The 14,716-nt window shown below is 71.2% G+C and carries 13 protein-coding genes; 6 read left to right on the top strand and 7 right to left on the bottom strand.

Annotated features, from left to right (window positions below):
• Nucleotides 1–181: 181 nt before the first annotated feature.
• The 4 genes from AC0IY0_RS15105 to AC0IY0_RS15090 form a co-directional block, all read right to left on the bottom strand.
• Complete coding sequence (locus AC0IY0_RS15105) at nucleotides 182–1,684, bottom strand: ATP-binding cassette domain-containing protein (RefSeq protein WP_147908348.1); 1,503 nt, start codon at nucleotides 1,682–1,684, stop codon at nucleotides 182–184.
• Nucleotides 1,681–2,601, bottom strand: coding sequence for a branched-chain amino acid ABC transporter permease (locus AC0IY0_RS15100; RefSeq protein WP_147908347.1), 921 nt, complete (start codon nucleotides 2,599–2,601; stop codon nucleotides 1,681–1,683). The genes AC0IY0_RS15105 and AC0IY0_RS15100 overlap by 4 nt, the downstream gene beginning before the upstream one ends.
• A gap of 145 nt (nucleotides 2,602–2,746) precedes the next feature.
• A complete protein-coding gene (locus AC0IY0_RS15095; RefSeq protein ID WP_147908346.1) occupies nucleotides 2,747–3,622 on the bottom strand; it encodes a branched-chain amino acid ABC transporter permease in 876 nt (291 codons plus the stop codon).
• Nucleotides 3,623–3,641: 19 nt separating this feature from the next.
• Nucleotides 3,642–4,901 (bottom strand): ABC transporter substrate-binding protein, encoded by a 1,260-nt coding sequence (locus tag AC0IY0_RS15090; RefSeq protein ID WP_147908345.1) that lies wholly within the window; start codon nucleotides 4,899–4,901, stop codon nucleotides 3,642–3,644.
• Between the two features lie 319 nt (nucleotides 4,902–5,220).
• Here AC0IY0_RS15090 and AC0IY0_RS15085 point away from each other — a divergent pair, with 319 nt between their 5' ends.
• The 5 genes from AC0IY0_RS15085 (at nucleotide 5,221) to AC0IY0_RS15065 (ending at nucleotide 10,264) form a co-directional block, all read left to right on the top strand.
• Nucleotides 5,221–6,246 (top strand): cyclase family protein, encoded by a 1,026-nt coding sequence (locus AC0IY0_RS15085; protein ID WP_471764313.1) that lies wholly within the window; start codon nucleotides 5,221–5,223, stop codon nucleotides 6,244–6,246.
• An 11-nt stretch (nucleotides 6,247–6,257) separates the two neighbouring features.
• On the top strand, nucleotides 6,258–7,205 hold the full coding sequence (locus AC0IY0_RS15080) for a 3-hydroxyacyl-CoA dehydrogenase family protein (RefSeq protein WP_471764310.1): 948 nt from the start codon (nucleotides 6,258–6,260) through the stop codon (nucleotides 7,203–7,205).
• Nucleotides 7,202–7,960 carry an SDR family NAD(P)-dependent oxidoreductase gene (locus AC0IY0_RS15075; protein WP_471764308.1) on the top strand — a complete coding sequence of 253 codons (759 nt, stop codon included), beginning with the start codon at nucleotides 7,202–7,204 and terminating at the stop codon, nucleotides 7,958–7,960. The genes AC0IY0_RS15080 and AC0IY0_RS15075 overlap by 4 nt, the downstream gene beginning before the upstream one ends.
• Before the next feature lie 55 nt (nucleotides 7,961–8,015).
• A complete protein-coding gene (locus tag AC0IY0_RS15070; RefSeq protein ID WP_471764306.1) occupies nucleotides 8,016–8,900 on the top strand; it encodes a beta-keto acid cleavage family enzyme in 885 nt (294 codons plus the stop codon).
• A 134-nt stretch (nucleotides 8,901–9,034) separates the two neighbouring features.
• Nucleotides 9,035–10,264: an ABC transporter substrate-binding protein gene (locus tag AC0IY0_RS15065; protein ID WP_147938956.1), complete on the top strand. Its 1,230-nt coding sequence runs from the start codon at nucleotides 9,035–9,037 to the stop codon at nucleotides 10,262–10,264.
• A 27-nt stretch (nucleotides 10,265–10,291) separates the two neighbouring features.
• On the opposite strand, the gene AC0IY0_RS15060 is transcribed toward AC0IY0_RS15065, so the two are convergent.
• A complete protein-coding gene (locus tag AC0IY0_RS15060; RefSeq protein ID WP_471764304.1) occupies nucleotides 10,292–11,161 on the bottom strand; it encodes an aldo/keto reductase family oxidoreductase in 870 nt (289 codons plus the stop codon).
• Nucleotides 11,162–11,253: 92 nt separating this feature from the next.
• On the opposite strand from AC0IY0_RS15060, the gene AC0IY0_RS15055 reads away from it, so the two are divergent.
• Nucleotides 11,254–12,183, top strand: coding sequence for a LysR family transcriptional regulator (locus AC0IY0_RS15055; protein ID WP_147908338.1), 930 nt, complete (start codon nucleotides 11,254–11,256; stop codon nucleotides 12,181–12,183).
• Here AC0IY0_RS15055 and AC0IY0_RS15050 read toward each other — a convergent pair.
• Both AC0IY0_RS15050 and AC0IY0_RS15045 read right to left on the bottom strand, forming a co-directional pair.
• Complete coding sequence (locus AC0IY0_RS15050; protein WP_471764303.1) at nucleotides 12,158–13,924, bottom strand: methanol/ethanol family PQQ-dependent dehydrogenase; 1,767 nt, start codon at nucleotides 13,922–13,924, stop codon at nucleotides 12,158–12,160. The two genes, AC0IY0_RS15055 and AC0IY0_RS15050, sit on opposite strands and share 26 nt — an antisense overlap.
• A 175-nt stretch (nucleotides 13,925–14,099) precedes the next feature.
• Nucleotides 14,100–14,696, bottom strand: coding sequence for an LOG family protein (locus tag AC0IY0_RS15045; RefSeq protein ID WP_147908336.1), 597 nt, complete (start codon nucleotides 14,694–14,696; stop codon nucleotides 14,100–14,102).
• Between the last annotated feature and the right edge of the window lie 20 nt (nucleotides 14,697–14,716).

Genomic DNA, 14,716 nt, shown 5'->3' with positions numbered 1-14,716 from the left:
GGGTGGGCCGGCCGTCAGGCCGGGTCGGGAGAGGGGAGCGACGGTGCCGAAGAAGGCTGGCGGCCTTCATCACCGCTCCGCCCCTTTCTGATGCCGGGTTCCCCTCTCCCGACCCCCGCTGACGCGAGGGCCACCCTCCCCCGCAAAGGGGGGAGGGGGAGCAGCGGGTCCGATTCCCCCCTCACAGATACTTCGATCCCATCTCGCCGGCGAACCGGTCCGGCGGGCCCTCCCAGACGATGCGGGCCTGTTCCAGCACGTAGACCCGGTCGGCATGGGGCAGCGCGAAGGTGACGTTCTGCTCGCCGAGCAGGACGGTGATCGGCGTGGTCTGGCGCAGGCGCTCCAGGGCCTTCGACAGCAGTTCCAGGATCACCGGGGCGAGGCCGAGCGTCGGCTCGTCGAGGATCAGGAGGCGTGGGCGCATCATCAAGGCGCGGGCAATGGTCAGCATCTGCTGCTCGCCGCCCGACAGCGTGCGGGCGGTTTGGCCTTCGCGGGCCTTGAGGATCGGGAACAGCTCGTAGAGCCACTCGCGCCGCTGCACGCTCTCGGCCTTGGTGACGTGCTGGCCGCCGAGATCGAGGTTCTCGCGCACGTTGAGGTCGCCGAACAGCTCGCGGGTCTCGGGCACCTGGACGATCCCGGCCCGGGCGATCGCGGCCGGCTTCATGCGGCCGAGATCCTGGCCGTCGAACCGGATCGTGCCGGAATGCGGGACGAGGCCCGAGATGGCGTTGAACAGCGTGGTCTTGCCGGCACCGTTGAGGCCCACCACCGAGACGAACTCGCCCTCGTGGACGTGGATCGAGGCGGCGCGCAGGGCCTGCGCCTTGCCGTAGAGCACGTCGACGCCCTCGACGGTGAGCAGCGAATCCGCCTTGAACGCGGCCTCGGGCCTGGCGGCGGTCTCGATGCTGCCGCCGAGATAGACCCGGCGCACCGTCGGGTCGGCCATCACCGCCTCGGCCGAGCCCTCCGCGATGCGTTCGCCGAGATACATGGCGAACACCCGGTCCACGAGGGCCGCGACGCTCTTCACGTTGTGGTCGACGAGGAGCACGGCCTTGCCCTCGTCCCGGAAGCCCCGGATCAGCTCGGAGAAGGCCGCGACCTCGCCCCCGGTCAGGCCCGCGAACGGCTCGTCCACCAGCACCACCCGCGGGTCGCGGGCGATCGCCTTGGCGAGTTCCAGGCGGCGCAGGTCCGCGAAGGGGAGGGTACCGGGCCGCCGGTCGGCCACCGCGCCGAGGCCGACGCGCTCGGCGATGTCCCTTGCGCGGCGCGCGACGTGGGGATCCGCAGCCAGGCGGATCAGGCTGTCGGGCAGCAGCGCGAGGCTGATGTTCTCCAGTACGGTCTGCCGCTGGAGCGGTCGCGCGTGCTGGAACACGAGGCCGATCCCCTGGCGGGCGACCCGGTGGGCCGGCATTCCGCCGATCTCGGCGCCGTCGAGGCGGATCGAGCCGGCGCTCGGCCGCTCCAGCCCCATGATCAGCTTCATCACGGTGGACTTGCCCGAGCCGTTCGGCCCGATCAGTCCCAGGATCTCCCCGGGGCGCAGATCGAGGTCGATGTCCTTGACGGCGACGAGGCCGCCGAACCGCTTGGTCAGGCCCCGCACCGTGAGGCAGGGCTCGGCGAGGGGGGCGGCGTTCAGCGCAGGCCTGACGGCGACGGTCATCGCGCTCTCCGGATGGATGCGAGGCCCAGCAGCCCCGAGGGCACGAACAGGATGACCAGCAGGGCCACGGCCGAGACCACGAAGGTCGAGAGCGGGCCGAGCGGGCGCAGCAATTCGCCGGCGGCGATCAGGAACACCGCCCCGAGCGCGGCGCCCACGATGGTCCGCCGCCCGCCGAGCACCGCCGCGATGATCACCTGCACGCCCACCGCGGTGTCGATCAGCGTGCCGACCGAGGCGGTGCCCATGTAGAAGACCACCAGCCCACCCGCGAGGCCCGAGAAGGCGGCGCTGACCGCAAAGGCCGCGAGCTTGTGCTTGGCGACGTTGAAGCCGAGCGCGCCGGTCACGATCGGGTCCTGGCCGGCAGCCTGCAGGATCAGCCCCACCGGGGAGCGGGCGATGGCCGTGAGGACCAGCCCGGCAAAGGCCATGAAGCCGAGCGCGATCCAGTAATTGGTGTCGGCGTCGATGGAGATCACGTCCGGCACCGTGAGCCCGATCTCGCCGCCGGTGATCCCGGAGAACACCACGATCATGTTCTGCAGGAGCAGCACCGCGACCAGGGTGATCAGCCCGAAATACGGACCCCGCACCTTCAGGGCCGGCAGCGCCAGGGCCAGCCCGCCGACCACCGCCAGCACGGTCCCGGCCGCCAGGCAGTAGGGGATCGGCAGCTCGTAGCGGTTGTTGAGGATGCCGGCCCCGTAGGCTCCGAGCCCGATCAGGAAGGTCGGGCCGAAATTCACCTCGCCGGCGAAGCCGAAGAGCAGGTCCCAGGCCATGGCGAAGACGCCGAAATAATACGCGATGGTGAGGAGCCCGAGGATGTAGCCCGAGACCCACCAGGGCAGGAACGCGGCCAGGGCGAGCGCCAGCAGCGCGACCCAGAAGCCCGGGGTGGTGAGGAGCTTCATGAGCGGTTCCATCCTCCGCGCGTTGCCCTCCGCCCTCTGCGGGGGAAGGTAGGCCGGCCGTCAGGCCGGGTCGGGAGAGGGGAGAGCGTTCCGCGGAGGTCGCGCATGTGGCATTCGGGCCGGCGGGAGAGTCCCGAAAGAACCATCACCGCCGCCCCAGCAGGCCCTGCGGGCGCAGGTACATGACGGCCACGAGCAGCAGCAGGGCCGGGATCACCCGGTAGGCCGGGGAGATCAGGTAGGCGGTGGCCGTCTCGAGATAGCCGACCACGTAGGCGGCGATCAGCGAGCCGGTGACGCTGCCGAGCCCGCCCAGCACCACGATCGAGAAGGCGCTCGCGGTGAGCGGCCCCACCGAGTAGGACGACACCCCCAGGAACATCCCGAGCAGCACCCCGGCGATCCCGGCGAGCAGCCCGTAGATCGCCCAGACCGCGACGTAGATCCGGCCCATGTCGTGGCCGAGCAGCGTGACCCCGCGGGGGTTCATGGAGGCGGCGAGCAGGACCTTGCCGGCCCGCGCCTTGTTCACGAACAGCCAGAGCAGGCCGATCACGATCCAGCAGATCACCGCGGTGAAGATCTCGTTGCGGGGCGTGCGCACCCCGGCGATCTCGATCACGCCCTCGACGATCGGCAGGACCGTCTTCGGGTTGTCGGTGAAGAAGTAGGCGACCAGCTCCTGGATCATGATGCCCCAGAGCAGGGTGCCGGTGAGGACGAAGATCTCCTTCTCCTCCCGGGGGATCGCCCTGCTGCGCTCGATCGGCGCGACGATGGCGAAGTAGGTCACCAGGGAAGCGGCCAGCCCGCACAGGATGCCGATCCCGGCGCCCGCGTAGGAGCCGAGGCCGAACTGGGCGGAGGCCGCCCAGGCGGCGACCGCAGCCATCACCATCAGCGCGCCGTGCGAGAGGTTGAGCACGCCGGAGACGCCGAAGATCAGGGTGAAGCCCATCGCGCCGAGCGCGTAGAGCGCCGAGATCGCGAAGCCGTCGACGAGGATCTGGAGGCCGATCATCGCGCTCTCCCCGCCCGCTTCACTGCACCGCCGGCTTGACCGCGGGCGGCAGGACCAGCTTGCCGTTGGCCACCTCCGTCGGCCAGATCGCGACCTGCTTGCCGCTCTGCCACTGGGCCAGCAGCCCGGTGACGAAGCCCCGCCCGTACTTGATCGAGTGGGTGAAGGTCTCGTCCTTGCCGTAGAACTGGATGCGCCCGACCGTGCCGAGCCAGTCGGTCTTCTCCAGGGCCTCGACCAGCTTGTCGGCCTCGGTGGAGCCGGCGCGCTTCACCGCGTCCGCCGCGTAGTGCATCGCGTCGTAGGCCATGTAGCCCGCGTAGGACGGGGCGCCGCCGAAGCGCTTGACGTAGGCGTCCGTGAAGGCGTTCGTCTTCTCGGTCATTGCCACGCCGGGGACGGCGATCGCGTCGAACAGCACGCCCTGCGTGCCGCCGTTGGTGTTGGCCCAGAAGGTGGACGAAGTCGCCTGGCCGCTGATGCCGGTCATGGCGATCGGCACCTGCTGGTTCTGCCACTGCACGGTGGGCTGCACGCCGACATGGGCGATGCCGGTGACGATCAGGTCGGGCTTGGCCGCCTCGATCTTGTTGTAGATCGGGGTGAAGTCGCCCGTATCCGGCGAGAACCGGACATGCTCCACCACCTTGAGCCCGGCCTTGGGCAGGCAGTCCTCGTAGGCCGCATCCAGCGGACGGGTCCAGGCCGCGTCCTCGCTCATGATCGCGGCGGATTTCGCCTTGAGCAGCCCGACCAGCGCCTCCTTGGCCGAGTCGCAGACCGACTGCGCCAGGGCGTGCGAGGTCAGGTAGCCGTGGAAGGTGTAGCGGTTGCGCGCGTAGTCCTTGTGGACGGCGACGCTGATCTCGTTGGAGGCGGCCCCCGGGGTAATCATCGGGGTCTTGAGCCGCGCCGACCAAGGCATCAGCGCCAGCACGACCTCGGAGATGTAGCTGGCGATGACGAGGTTGACCTTGTCCTCGCTGACCGCCCGCTGGAACGCCCGGACCGCGTCGGAGGCGGAACTCTTGTCGTCGTAGGTCACGACCTGGATCTGCCGCCCGTCGACCCCGCCCTGGGCGTTGATCTCGTCGGCGGCGAGCTGGACGGCCTTCGGGATCGCGGCGCCGGCCACCGACTGCGCCTCGGCGATCACGCCGACCTTGATCGGGTCGGCCGCGTGGGCCTGTCCCGACACGATCAGCCCCGCAGCGAGCAGCGTGGGCAGCGCGCGCCGAATCGGGGCACGCCGAGCGACGACGCGCACGGTCTCGGACATCGGCGATTCCTCATCCCAAGTGCCCGAATTTTTTATTCGCGGGCTTGGGATGAACTGTATCCGCGCAAAACCAGAGCACAAGGCCCGCACCGGGACCGGCCGGTGACGTTTCGGCCCAGTCGTTTTCCGCCCGGGGTATCGACTCGCGCCGCGCCAGCCTAGGCTCGCACCGGCTCCGCGAAAAGCGGGCTCGACGGCCTCGAAGAAGGGCGACGGACAGGTGAGGAACGCACGCTCGGCCGCGGCCGGGGTTCGCCCCGGACCGCGGCCCCGGATTCCTGCGACGCGTCCTGCGGCCTCGGGCGACGGGGCGGCGCTCATGAGCCTGCGCTGGACCCGGCGCCCGGAGGGCTCGACCTGGGGGGATTTCGGTCCCGACGACGAACTCGGGCGGCTGAACCTGCTGACCCCCGAGAAGGTCCGCCAGGGTGTCGCCGAGGTCCGCGAGGGCCTGACCTTCTGCCTCAGCCTGCCGCTGGACCTGCCCGGCGGCACCGTCCTCAATCCGCGCCGCCACCCGCCGCAGATCACCCCGACCCGGCGGGCCGACGGCCGGCCGAACATGAACTTCCCGGTCTGCGAGGAGGTCGCGGGCGCCACCGACGTGATCTGCGACGACCGCGCGCTGATCCACCTGCAATACTCGACGCAGTGGGATTCGCTCGCCCATGTCGGCTCGCTGTTCGATGCGGACGGCACCGGCGCCGGCCCGACCTTCTACAACGGCTTCCGCGGCGGCCGGGACATCGTCGGCCCGAGCACGAACGAGGCGGCCGACCAGCCGTCCCGGGCGAACAGACTCGGGATCGAGCGCCTGGCCGAAGTCGGCATGCAGGGCCGGGCCGTGATGATCGACCTGCGCGCGCATCTCGGCGACGCCAAGGTCAAGGTCGGCTACGACCGGCTCGCCCGGATCCTCGAGGCCGACGGCGTCGTGATCGAGCCCGGCGACATGGTCTGCCTGCACACCGGCTTCGCCGAGCGGCTGATCGCCATGGGCGGCACGCCCGATCCGAAGCAGGTCCACAACCTCTGCGCCGGCCTCGACGGCCGGGACCCGCGGCTCCTCGACTGGATCACCCGCTCGGGGCTGTGCGCGCTGATCGCCGACAACTACGCCGTGGAGGCCTATCCGGCCGGGGTGGGACCGGCCTGCTGCGCGACGCTGCCGCTCCACGAGCACTGCCTGTTCAAGCTCGGAATCAACCTCGGCGAGCTGTGGCACCTGACGCCGCTCGCGGAGTGGCTGCGCGCCCATGGCCGCAGCCGGTTCCTGCTGACGGCGCCGCCGCTGCGCCTGCCAGGGGCGGTCGGCTCGCCGACGACGCCGATCGCGACGGTTTGAGGGAGGGCACGATGGAGATCGCGATCGTCGGCGGCGGCCTGATGGGCCACGGCATCGCCCTGTTGCTGGCGCTCCGGGGGCACGGCGTCCGGATCACCGACACGGATGCGCAGACCCGTGCCCGGGTGTCGGCGCTCATGGAATCCGCGCTGGCGACCCTGCAGGAGGGCGGCGCTGCGCCGGACGGGTGGGACGCCGCGCGGCTCGCCCGGTCCGTCCGGGTCGAGGCGGAGCTCGAACCGGCGGTCGCGGGCGCCGGCCTGGTCATCGAGGCGATCACCGAGAACCCGGAATCCAAGCGGGCGCTGTTCGGGGCGCTCGACCGGCTCTGCCCGGCCGACGCGATCCTGGCGAGCAACACCAGCTACCTCGACGTCTTCCCGCTGATCCCGCAGGCCCGGCAGGCGCGGGCGCTCGTGATGCACTGGTACACGCCGCCCTACATCGTCGACCTCGTCGACGTGGTCCCGGGGCCCGGCACGGATCCGGCCGTGATCGCGGCGATGCACGACCTCGTGCTCGGCCTCGGTCAGGTGCCCATCGTGCTCAAGCGCTTCATCCCCGGCTACGTCGCCAACCGCATCCAGTCGGCGATCAGCGCCGAGGTGTTCCGGCTGCTGGACGAAGGCATCGCCGAGCCGCGCGAGATCGACGACGCGATCATCCACGGGCTCAGCTTACGCATCCCGATCCTCGGCCACCTCGCCAAGGCCGATTTCACCGGGCTGGACCTGACCCGGCGCGCCCTGGCGAACGGCAGCTACGCGCCGCCCCCGGCCCGGACCCGGTCGGAGACCCTGGACGCACTCTGCGCCGGGGGCCGGACCGGAGTGATGGCGGGGCGCGGCTATTTCGACTGGGGCGGACGCGAGCCTGCGGACCTGTTCCGCGAGCGCGACCGCAAGCTGCTGGCCTTGAAGAAGGCGATGGCCGGGATCGGCCGGATGGAGGGCACATGATCGGCGCGGACCTGTCCGGACGGCGCATCCTCGTCACCGGCGCCTCCTCGGGCATCGGGCTGGCCACGGTGACGCTGTTCGCCCGCAACGGCGCCAGCGTGGCGCTGAACCACCTCCCCGACGATCCCCGCGGCCCCGCGGAGGCCCAGCGTCTCGCCGCCGAGGGCCTGGCCGTGATGGCGCTGCCCGGGGACGTGTCACGTCCCGGCGAGGCCGAGGCGATGGTGGCGGCCGGGATCGCGGCGCTCGGCGGCCTCGACGTGCTGGTCAACAATGCCGGGACCTCCGGCACCACTGCGCCGATCGCCTTCGAGGACCTCGACGCGATGACGGAAGAGTTTTGGGCCACGATCCTGGCCACGAACCTCCTCGGCCCGTACCGCTGTTCGCGGGCCGCGGCGGCGAGTCTGAAAGACAACCGCGGGGCGATCGTCAACACGGCCTCCGTGGCCGGGCTCGGGCGGCGGGGCTCCTCGATCGCCTATTCGGCCAGCAAGGCCGGGCTGATCAACCTCACCCGCAGCCTGGCCAGGGCCCTCGCCCCGGACGTGCGCGTCAACGCGGTCGCCCCCGGCCTCGTCGCCACCCCGTGGACCGAGCCGTGGCCGGAGGCGCGCAAGGCCGCGACGGTGCAGCACACGATGCTGCGCCGCATGGCCCGGCCCGAGGACATCGCCGAGACGATCTTCTTCCTGGCCGCGGGCGCCGCCTACATCACCGGCGAGACGATCACGGTGGATGGCGGGGCGCTATAGCGGCCCTCGTCCACACGCGGGACGGCACCGTCAGGATCAGGCCAGGGAGGAAAGTATGTCCCGGACGACCATCATCACCTGCGCCCTCACGGGCTCGTTCGACACGCCGAAGAAGAACCCGGCGGTGCCGGTGAGCCCGAAGGCCATCGCCCAATCCGCCCTGGAGGCCGCCTCCGCCGGGGCCGCGGTGGTCCACATCCATGTCCGCGATCCCGAGACCGCCGCGCCCAGCATGGAACTCGCCCATTACCGCGAGGTGGTCGAGCGGGTGCGCGAGAAGAACGAGGCCGTGATCCTCAACCTTACCACCGGGGCCGGGGGCCGGTTCGTGCCCGGCGATCCCGACCCGTCGGTGGCCGGCCCCGGCACCACCTTCGCGTCACCCGAGACCCGGACCCGGCACGTCGCGGCGCTACGCCCCGAGATCTGCACCCTCGACGTCGCCACGATGAACTTCGGCGAGCACTTGTTCCTCAATACCCCCGCGCACCTGCGGGCGATGGCGGCGCAGATCCGCGAGGCCGGGGTGAAGCCCGAGATCGAGGTGTTCGACCTCGGCCAGATCGAGCTGGCCCGGCACCTGATCGCCGAGGGGCACCTGGCGCGGCCGCCCCTGTTCCAGATCTGCCTCGGCATCCCCTGGGGCGCGCCCGCGACCCCGGAGGCCCTGGTGGCGATGCGCGCCCGGCTGCCCGAGGACGCGGTCTGGTCGGCCTTCGGCATCGGCCGGGAGGAGTTTCCGATCCTGGCGGTGGCCGCCGGGATGGGCGGCAACGTCCGGGTCGGGCTGGAGGACAACCTCTATCTGTCCCGGGGCGTGCTCGCGCCCAGCAACGCCGCCCTGGTGGAGAAAGCGGTGAGCCTGCTGGCCCATCTCGACCGCGAGCCGGCCACGCCCGACGAGGCGCGGGCGCTGTTTGGGCTGGCGCCCCGCGGGTGAAGGGAGACCCTGACGGATCGCCCGCATCCTCTCACCGGCCGGTATCGGCTCCGATCCGGTCCGCCTAGACTGCATTCGGACGACATCCGAGCGGCGAACAACGCCGCCGCGATCAAAGAAACAGGGAGTGAGACATGACGGTCCGCCACCGCGTCGCGGCACTGACGGGGCTTCTGTGCGCGCTCGGAGCCGGGGCGGCGCTCGCGGCCGACCTCGTGCCGGTGAAGATCGGCGTGCTGAACGACCGCTCGGGCGTCTACTTCGATTCCACCGGCGAGGGCGCCGTGGTGGCGGCCCGCATGGCGGTGGAGGATTTCAAGCCGGAGACCCAGGGGCTGAAGGTCGAGGTCGTGGCCGCCGACCACCAGAACAAGCCCGATGTCGGCGCCTCGATCACCCGGCAATGGTACGACCGCGACGGGGTCGACGCGGTGTTCGACGTGCCGACCTCCTCGGTGGCGCTCGCGGTGGCGCAGATCACCAAGGAGAAGAACAAGGCCTTCATCAACTCGGGTGGCGGCACCGCCGACCTGACCGGCCCGGCCTGCACCCCCAACACCGTCCACTGGACCTACGACACCGCCGCGCTCGCCAACGGCACCGGCAAGGCGATGCTCAAGCGCGGCGGCAAGTCCTGGTACTTCATCACCGCCGACTACGCCTTCGGCCTCGCCCTGGAACGCGACACCAAGGCGGTGGTGGAGAAGAGCGGCGGCACGGTCGTGGGCGGCGTGCGCACGCCCTTCCCGAACCCCGATTTCTCCTCGTTCCTCCTGCAGGCGCAGGCCTCCGGCGCGCAGGTGATCGGCCTGGCCGATGCCGGCCTCGACGCGGCCAACGCGATCAAGCAGGCGCATGAATTCGGCATCCGCCAGGGCGGCCAGACGCTCGCCGCCCTGCTGATCGCCATCACCGACATCCATTCCCTGGGGCTCGAAGTCGCCCAGGGCCTGGCGTTCACCGCCTCGTTCTACTGGGACCTCAACGACGGCACCCGGGCCTTCGCGGACAGGTTCGGCGCGCGCATGTCCGGCCGGAAGCCGACCTCGTACCAGGCCGGCGTCTACGCCAGCACGCTGCACTACCTGAAGGCCGTGGCGGCCCTGCACTCGGCCAAGGACGGCGCCGCCGTGGTGGCCAAGATGAAGGAGCTGCCCACCGACGATCCCCTGTTCGGCAAGGGCACGATCCGGCCGGACGGGCGCAAGATCCACCCGATGTACCTGTTCGAGGCCAAAACGCCCGCCGAGTCGAAGGGCGAGTGGGATCTCTACAAGGTGCTGGAGACGATCCCGGCCGAGCAGGCGTTCCGGCCGATGAGCGAGGGCGGCTGCCCGATGGTGGCCGGCCTGCGGGCCAAGTAGGGGCCAAGTAGGCAGCCGCCTCGCCGGTCACGCGGCCCCGATCGCGCCCAGCGTGGCCATCGCGTCGTCAGGCAGGCTCAGCGCGGCCGCCGCGAGATTCTCGCGCAGGTGGCCGAGCGAGCCGGTGCCCGGGATCAGCAGGATGTTGGGCGCCCGGCGCAGCAGCCAAGCCAGCGCCACCTGCATGGGCGTCGCCCCGAGCTGGGCGGCGACCTCCGACAGGGCGGTGGATTGCAGCGGGCTGAAGCCGCCGAGCGGGAAGAACGGCACGTAGGCGGTGCCGGCCTCGGCCAGCGCGTCGATCAGGGCGTCGTCGGCCCGATGCGCGAGATTGTACTGGTTCTGCACGCAGACGATCTCGGTGATCCGCCGGCCCTCGGCGACCTGCGCCTGCGTCGCGTTGCTCAGCCCGATCCGCCGGATCAGCCCCTGGCGCTGCAGCTCCGCCAGCACGGTGAGCGGCGCCTCGATCGGGCCCTCCGCGGGACCGTGGGCGTCGAACATCAGGCGCAGGTTGACCACGTCGAGGGCGTCAACGCCCAGATTGCGCAGGTTGTCGTGGACGGCCCGCGTGAGTTCCTCCGGGGAGAAGGCCGGGTTCCACGAGGCGTCCGGCCCGCGCTTGGCGCCGACTTTGGTCACGATCACCAGATCGTCGGGATAGGGGTGGAGCGCCTCGCGGATGATCTGGTTGGTGACGTGCGGCCCGTAGAAGTCGCTGGTGTCGATGTGGTCGACCCCCTCGGCCACCGCCGCGCGCAACACCGCGACGGCCGTCACGCGGTCTTTCGGCGGTCCGAACACGCCCGGCCCGGCGAGTTGCATGGCCCCGTAGCCGAGGCGTTTCACGGTGCGGTCGCCGAGCGCGAACGTGCCGGCCTGCGCGATGTCGGTCATGGCGAATCTCCTGTGTGCGCCCCGGATGTAGACGGCGCGACCTGATCGGATAAGCGCTGATGTTCGGCACGGGCTGTGCGAGATCTCGAACAATGACGATGGACCTGTCGGACCTGACCGCCTTCGTGACCGTGGCGCGGGCCGGCGGCTTCCGCGAGGGCGCCCGCGCCGGAAACGGCAGCGCGTCGAGCCTCAGCGAGGCGGTGCGCCGGCTCGAGGCGCGCCTCGGCGTGCGCCTCCTGAACCGGACCACCCGCAGCGTCGCGCCCACCGAGGCCGGCATCCGCCTGCTGGAGCGGCTCGGCCCGGCACTCGGAGAAGTCGAGGCCGCCCTCGATGTGGTGAACGGGTTCCGCGACCGGCCGGCCGGACCGCTCCGGCTCAACGTGCCTCTGAGCGCGGCACGCCTCGTCCTGCCCGCGATCGTGCCGCCGTTCCTGGCGGCCTATCCCGAGATCCGGCTCGAACTGGTGGTCGAGGATGGATTCGTGGACGTGCTGGCGTCCGGCTGCGACGCCGGCATCCGCTACGACGAGCGGCTGGAGCAGGACATGATCGCGGTGCCGATCGGCCCACGGCGGCAGCGTTTCGCCACGGCGGCGGCGCCGGCTTATCTCGACCGGCGCGGGCGCCCGGAGCATCCGCGCGACCTCCTGGCCCATGATTGCCTGCTGGGCCGGTTCCCGAGCGGCAGCCTGACGGCGCCGTGGGAGTTCGAGCGCGACGGGGAGATCGTCCGCGTGGATCCGTCCGGCCCGCTGATCGTACGCGTCGGCGCCAGCGACCTCGCGGTCGCGGCGGCGGTGGCTGGAACCGGGATCATCCACCTGTTCGAGGACTGGCTGCGCCCGCAGCTCGACAGCGGCGCCCTGGAGCCGGTGCTGGAACCCTGGTGGCAAGTCTTCTCCGGCCCGTTTCTCTACTATCCCGGCCGCCGGCACCTGCCGGCGCCGCTGCGGGCGTTCGTGGACTTCGTCGGCACGGGTCCGCGCGGGCTCACTCCGGCAGCGCGAACACCGTGAGCTGGCCGCCGGGCGCCGTGTACTGCGACAGGGCCGCGTAGCCGCCGACCGCGCCCGAACCGTCCGCCGGGTCGGTCAGTCCGGCGGCCAGCCCGATGCCCGCCCAGCCGCCGATCCCGGACAGCACCGCCACGTATTGCCGACCGTTGTGTGCGTACGTGGTGACGTTGCCGACGATGCCCGACGGCGTCTTGAACCGGTAGAGTTCGTGCCCGTCCCGGGCGTCGACCGCCTTGAGGTAGCCTTCGAGCGTGCCGTAGAAGACGACGTTGCCGGCGGTGGCGAGCGCCCCGGACCAGACCGAGAACGGCTCCGGGATCGTCCAGGCGATTTTTCCCTTGGCCCCGTCCCAGGCGATGAACGCGCCGGTTCGGTCGGAGCCCTCGGGCGGGTGCAGGGTCAGCGTCGCGCCGACATAGGGCTGGCCCGGCGTGTAGCTCACCCGGAACGCCTCGTAATCCATGCACATGTGGTTGGTCGGCACGTAGAACAGCCGGGTGACCGGCGAGTAGGCCGCCGGCTGCTGGTTCTTTGCGCCGAGCGCCCCCGGGCAGATGTTCTTGGTGACCTCCTCCTCGTCGGCCTCGCCGGGCGCGTAGCGCTTGTCGAGCACCGGCCGCCCGTAGCCCGGGGAGGCGCGGTCCAGGTCGATCCGGCTCGCCCAGTTGACGCTCGGGTCGAACTTGTCCGCCACCAGCACCTCGCCGGTCGCGCGGTCGAGGGTGTAGCCGAAGCCGTTGCGGTCGAAATGGGTCAGCACCCGGCGCGGGCGTCCGTCGATCACCTGCTCGGTCAGGATCATCTCGTTGACGCCGTCGTAGTCCCACTGGTCGTGGGGCGTCATCTGGTAGACCCAGCGGGCGAGCCCGGTGTCGGGGTCGCGGGCGAAGATCGCCATGGTCCACCGGTTGTCGCCCGGGCGCTGGGCCGGGTTCCAGGTCGCCGGGTTGCCGGTGCCGTAATAGACGAGGTTCAGCGCCGGATCGAACGAGAACCACCCCCAGCTGCAGCCGCCGCCGATCTTCCATTGGTCGCCCTCCCAGCTCGTGAGCGAGGAATCCCGGCCGATCGGGCGGCCGAGTTCGGTGGTCGTGTCCGGATCGACCAGCATGTCGGCATCAGGACCGGTGGCGTAGGCGCGCCAGAGGCGCTGGCCCGTCGCCTGGTCGTACGCGGTGACGTGGCAGCGGGCGCCGTACTCGCCCCCGGCGATGCCGACGATGAGCTTGCCGTGCACCGGCAGGACCGTGGCGGTGTTGGTCTCGCCCCGGGCCGGGTCGCCGTTCTTCACCGACCACAGGACCCCGCCGCTCTCCGGGTCCAGGGCCACGACCGTGGTGTCGGCCAGCTGCAGGAACAGCCGCCCATCCGCGTAGGCGAGACCGCGCGAGACCGTGTCGCAGCACATCACCGCGATCACGCTCGCATCCTGGCGCGGGGCGTAGCGCCAGAGGATCCTGCCGTCGTGATCCAGATCGAGGGCGTAGACCACGTTCGGGAACGGGGTGTGCACGAACATCCGGTTCCCGACCACGATCGGGGCGCCCTCGTGCCCGCGCAGCACGCCGGTGGAGAAGGTCCAGGCGACCTTCAGGCGCGAGACGTTGCCGGCGTCGATCTGGGCGAGGTCGGAATAGCGGGTGTTGGCGTAATCGAGGGTCTGGAGGACCGGCGGCGCCTCCGCGGACGCCGCGGCGGCGAGGCAGGCGAGCGCCAGGGCCGCCAGGATCGGGACGCGCATGCTCGGACTCCGCCAGCCGCCGCCCCGTGCGGCGGCGCCGGCCTCATACACCGACCTTCCGGATCGCCGGCGCGGCCAAGCGTCCGAGGAGCCAAGCGTCCGAGGAGCCAAGCGTCCGAGGAGCCAAGCGTCCGAGGAGCCAAGCGTCCGAGGAGCCAAGAGGCCGGGCCCGGCCTCACATCCGTTCTTTGACGGTCTCCTCGGCCTGGGGGTCCGGCTCGTGGCCGGCCTCGCGCAGCAGCGGCACCACCGCGGCCGCGTCCCGGGCGATGGTGTAGCTCAGGTCCAGCCCAGCCCGGATGAAGCCGTGGCGGCGCATGTGCTCGAACAGGTCGAGCAGCGGCGCCCAGAAATCGGCCACCGAGACCAGAACCACCGGCTTCCGGTGCTGCCCGAGCTGCGCCCAGGTGAGCTGCTCGACCAGTTCCTCCAGGGTGCCGATGCCGCCCGGCAGGGTCACGAACGCGTCCGAGCGCTCGAACATCAGGCGCTTGCGGGTGTGCATGTCGGAGACCACGATGGTCTCCTGCACGTCGTCGAGCATGTGCTCGCGCGCCTGCAGGAAATCCGGGATGATGCCGGTCACGTGGCCGCCGGCCGCCAGCGCGGCGCGCGCCACGGCGCCCATCAGCCCAACGTCGCCGCCGCCATAGACCAGGCCCATCCCGGCCTGCGCGATCGCCGTGCCGAGGGTCTCGGCAGCCGCCCGGAAGGCCGGGTCTCCGCCGAAGCCGGAGCCGCAATAGACACAGACAGTCCTCACCGGGGCCATCCGGCGCCCTCCATCACGCA

It is taken from the genome of Methylobacterium sp. AC315 (assembly GCF_979253755.1).
Note: the sequence above shows the minus strand (reverse complement) of the source record. Positions and strands in the feature narration are given on the sequence as shown.